Origin of the sequence: Synechococcus sp. OH2, assembly GCF_047462155.1 — a bacterium.
Lineage (GTDB): Bacteria > Cyanobacteriota > Cyanobacteriia > Thermostichales > Thermostichaceae > Thermostichus.
The window spans coordinates 191,925-196,239 of the sequence record NZ_JANSIR010000095.1 but is presented as its reverse complement, the minus strand read 5'-3'; the positions used below and the strand labels follow the sequence as shown (position 1 = coordinate 196,239).

Genomic DNA, 4,315 nt, shown 5'->3' with positions numbered 1-4,315 from the left:
GATCAGGATCCCTTCCCGGACAGACCATAGGCCGTAGCGCGTGCGCAAGGGCTGCCGAAAAGGACGCCGGTAGAGGCAAAACTCGAAGCTCAGCACGTTTTTCTCTGCCTTTGAGGATCGTCCGGATAAGGAGCTACGGGTAAAGAAGGAATCTCAGAGCCTAGAGAGATGCTGCAAGTAAGACAGCTAGGCCCATGTTCTTACTGTAGTTGAAGCTACAGAATCAAGTTGAAGACATAACGTAACTTTCACTGAGTATCTCCTTACTACGATTGAGGTGAGGAAAGAAGCGTTGGTTCACTCTTTTGGCAGAAGAGAGAGGCTCTATGCAGTTTTCCACTGACAAAGTCTTCACCCTTGACTCACAACGGTGTCCCTGTGGTGGTTCACATGCTCCACAGGATCACAGTGAATTCCTTGCTTCCATGCCACAAAGTCCAGCGGATCTGGCGGATGACTTAATCAAGATGGGAGTTTATCGGCCGCAGGTGTTGAAGCTTGCGGATCAGATCAGCCGCACTGAGATGCTAGAGACGCTGGTCTTGGAGCGCTTTAGTCGGCGTAACCCAGAAAAGGAGCCAATTTTACGGGAGCTGATTCGGCAAGCGGGCGGTCTAGATCAAGCGATGGTAGCGGCTTTTGGACCTCAGGCAGCCGAATTTTTTACGGATACCCTTCGGACAGGGTCTTATTCGCGGCGGCGTTTTTTGACTCAGGTGTTAGTGGCAGCTTCAGTGATTGGGTTGGCAGCCACTCAAGGACAACAGGAACTGTCTGTTCAAGCTCAGGGATCCCTTGAGAAAACGGATCTGAGAATTGGGTTTATTCCCATTACCTGTGCCACCCCGATCATCATGGCCAAGCCCCTGAAGTTCTATGAGAAGCATGGGTTGAATGTGCAGTTGGTGAAAATGCCTAGTTGGGTTGCGGTGCGGGATTCTGCCATCGCCGGAGAATTAGATGCTTATCACATGCTCTCCCCAATGCCTATTGCCATTACCTTGGGCCTAGGATCTACAGCTTTCCCGATTAGGGTGGCTAGCCTCGAGAACATCAACGGCCAGGCCATTACCATTGCCAACAAGTACAAAAACACTGTGAAAGGCCCCGCTGACTTCAAAGGTTTCACAATCGGCGTTCCCTTTCCATACTCAATGCATAACCTACTGCTACGCTACTACCTAGCTGTCGGAGGTCTCAATCCCGACACCGATGTACAGATTAACCCTGTGCCGCCGCCGGATAGTGTAGCTCGCATGGCGGTAGGGGATATCGATGCCATGTTGATGCCAGACCCGTTTAACCAACGGGCGGTGTTTGAGGGAGTAGGCTTTATCCATATGCTGAGTAAAGATCTTTGGCCAGGACATCCCTGCTGTGTTTTCGCTGCTGGCCAAAGCTGGATTGATGCGAACTCAAACACCTTCCGAGCAGTGAACAAAGCGATCATCGACGCAGCCAGCTATGCCAGCCAGTCAGGAAATCGAGCCGAGATCGCCAAGGCTATTTCTCCGCGGGAGTTTCTGAATCAGCCAGAGGCGGTGGTGACTGCCGTGCTGACGGGTCAATTTGAGGATGGGTTAGGCAATAGCTTCAACATTCCTAATCGGATTGATTTTGATCCCTACCCCTGGCAGAGCTTTGCTTACTGGATCATTAGCCAATTGGTGCGCTGGAATCTCCTATCAGAGGCGGACGCAGATTATCCTCAGATCACTCAGGATATCTTCCTGACAGACTTGGCCCGTGAGCTGGCTCGAGAGCTAGGACAAAACCCGCCTACCGAAAACCTAAGGGTTGAAACCCTGAAGTTTGATACCTTCGATCCTAGTAATCCTGTCGCTTACATTCAAGCTCAAATCGAGAAGTTTGGGGTTTAGACCCTCAGATAGGGATCCCATCTGTTTAAACTGAACAGTTGATGACGATCCCATTGCACTAAAATTTTCTCTAGATTTTTTCCTTAACCCGTTGGAGGTACAATGTCCTTTCTTCCCGCTATGCCAGGGCGATGGATTCGTTCGATCCTACCGGATACTAATCGGCAGGCATTTGCTTTGTTTATGATCTCTTTGCTTTTGATTTTGGTAGTTTGGGAGGCCGGAGCACGCGGCGGAGTATTTTCTCCATTAATTCCCCCTGCCAGTAGAACCTTGGTAACTATTTGGGGGTGGGTTTCGGATCCCTTTTACGATTATGGCCCTAACGATAGAGGCATTGGTTGGCATCTGCTGGCAAGCTTACAGCGAGTGGCGATTGGATTTACCATTGGCTCCTTGATCGCCATCCCTCTTGGAGTACTGGTGGGTCTTTCGGAGGTGACTTCACGGGCAATTGATCCCTACATTCAGTTGCTAAAGCCAGTTTCACCACTAGCGTGGCTGCCTCTGGGTTTAGGCATTCTGAAAAGCTCAGAAAGCGCCGCCTTGTTTGTCATTGCTATTACTAGCATTTGGCCCACCCTAATTAACACTAAGTTTGGGGTAAGTAATGTGGATCGAGCTTACTTGGATGTGGCTCGCTCTTTAGGGGCGTCCCGTTGGCGTACTATCCTTAAGGTAATTCTGCCTGCAGCAGCGCCAAGCATCATAACCGGCTTGCGCATCAGCATCGGTATTGCCTGGCTGGTAATCGTAGCTGCCGAAATTCTGGTGGGAGGTACTGGCCTGGGTTATTTTATCTGGAACGAATGGAATAACCTTCAAATTACCAGTATCATTACTGCAATTGTTGTTATAGGTGTTGTGGGTCTTCTGCTAGATTGGTTGTTTGTATTGTTGCAACGTTGGGTCGCATTTTGGGTGAGGTCATGAAAGTTACTTCTCCTTCCTATACCTCGAGTTCTGCTGGCTTGGAGCGGATTCCGCAGTTGCAGTTGCGCCAAGTCACCAAGATCTACCCCGGTCGTCGGGGCTTTATGGATCGGCTCATTGGTCGTGCTTCGGTTGATTACGTCGCTCTTGCACCCATCGATTTAGTGGTAGAAGCCAACACTTTTGTCTCGATTATCGGTCCTTCTGGTTGTGGTAAGTCGACATTGCTTAATATCATTGCAGGTCTCTCACAGCCCTCTACTGGACAAGTATTGATCAATGGTCAAGAGGTTCATTCCCCCGGACCTGATCGTGGCATTGTCTTTCAAAACTATGCTCTTATGCCCTGGATGACAGTAGGAGAAAACATCCGTTTTGCTGTGGAAACTGTACACCCGCAGATGACTTTGGCTCAGCAGAAGCAGTTGGTACAATCTTTCATAGACCTAGTAGGGTTGCGGGGGGCAGAAAAGAAATATCCTCACGAATTATCTGGAGGGATGAAGCAGCGGGTAGCAATTGCTCGAGCTCTGGCGACTGATCCACAAATTTTGCTCATGGATGAGCCATTTGGCGCTTTAGATGCGCTGACGCGAGGATTCCTTCAGGATGAAGTTGAGCGAATTTGGGAGTCACAACGGAAAACTGTCATCTTGATTACCCACAGCATTGAAGAAGCACTGTTGCTGTCGGATCGAATTGTCATGATGACTCGGGGGCCAGAGGCTCGCATTGCTCAGATTCTAGATGTCCCGTTTACCCGTCCTCGCCATCGAGACAGCTTAGATCAGCAGCCAGGCTATCATGATCTCAAGGCAGCTATGGAACATCACCTTTCTCAAGAAACTCGTGCTGTTGAGGAATCACGGATCCGGGTTTGAGGAATAAACTGTAGTAGGAGCTTTCACGAAGCCGATACATCTGAAATTTAGGAGGCTACAATGAGCACAACCATCCCAGAGATTACTAAGAAGCTATTGGCCGCTAAAGCTGAGAAGGGGCTAACCTTTGCTGATTTAGAGCAGAGGATAGGCCGAGATGAGGTGTGGATTGCAGCGGTTTTTTATCGTCAGGCAAGCGCCTCTTTAGAAGAAGCGAAAAAAATTACTGAGATCTTAGAACTGGACGCTGTTGTAGCAAAAGAATTGACTGAATGCCCACTGAAAGGTCTAGGGCCAGTGGTGCCGACAGATCCTTTGATCTATCGCTTCTACGAGATTGTACAGGTATATGGCATGCCAATAAAAGCAGTAATTCATGAGAAGTTTGGCGATGGGATTATGAGCGCTATTGACTTTACCTTAGATATACAAAAGGAAGAAGACCCTAAAGGAGATCGCGTTAAAGTGATCATGTCTGGTAAGTTCCTGCCCTACAAGAAGTGGTAGGGGTAGGATACATGAGCCGAGTCTTAACTGCCTGTAAAGTCAAGCTAGTAGTTGAGCTAGGAACCTGGGGGTGCAGTTTTCCTAAAAAGCCCACAAAGCGCAAGTCCGCAGAAA

General features: G+C 49.0%; 4 protein-coding genes. All 4 read left to right on the top strand.

Features of this window, described 5'->3' with window-relative positions:
• Positions 1 to 326: 326 nt before the first annotated feature.
• Positions 327 to 1,880: a CmpA/NrtA family ABC transporter substrate-binding protein gene (locus NW835_RS09400; RefSeq protein WP_414415133.1), complete on the top strand. Its 1,554-nt coding sequence runs from the start codon at positions 327 to 329 to the stop codon at positions 1,878 to 1,880.
• A gap of 102 nt (positions 1,881 to 1,982) precedes the next feature.
• A complete protein-coding gene (gene ntrB, locus NW835_RS09395; RefSeq protein WP_414415132.1) occupies positions 1,983 to 2,813 on the top strand; it encodes a nitrate ABC transporter permease in 831 nt (276 codons plus the stop codon).
• Positions 2,810 to 3,694, top strand: a complete 885-nt coding sequence (locus NW835_RS09390) for an ABC transporter ATP-binding protein (protein ID WP_414415131.1) — start codon at positions 2,810 to 2,812, stop codon at positions 3,692 to 3,694. The genes ntrB and NW835_RS09390 overlap by 4 nt, the downstream gene beginning before the upstream one ends.
• A 60-nt stretch (positions 3,695 to 3,754) precedes the next feature.
• Positions 3,755 to 4,201 (top strand): cyanase, encoded by a 447-nt coding sequence (gene cynS / locus NW835_RS09385; RefSeq protein ID WP_414334744.1) that lies wholly within the window; start codon positions 3,755 to 3,757, stop codon positions 4,199 to 4,201.
• The last annotated feature ends 114 nt before the right edge of the window (positions 4,202 to 4,315 follow it).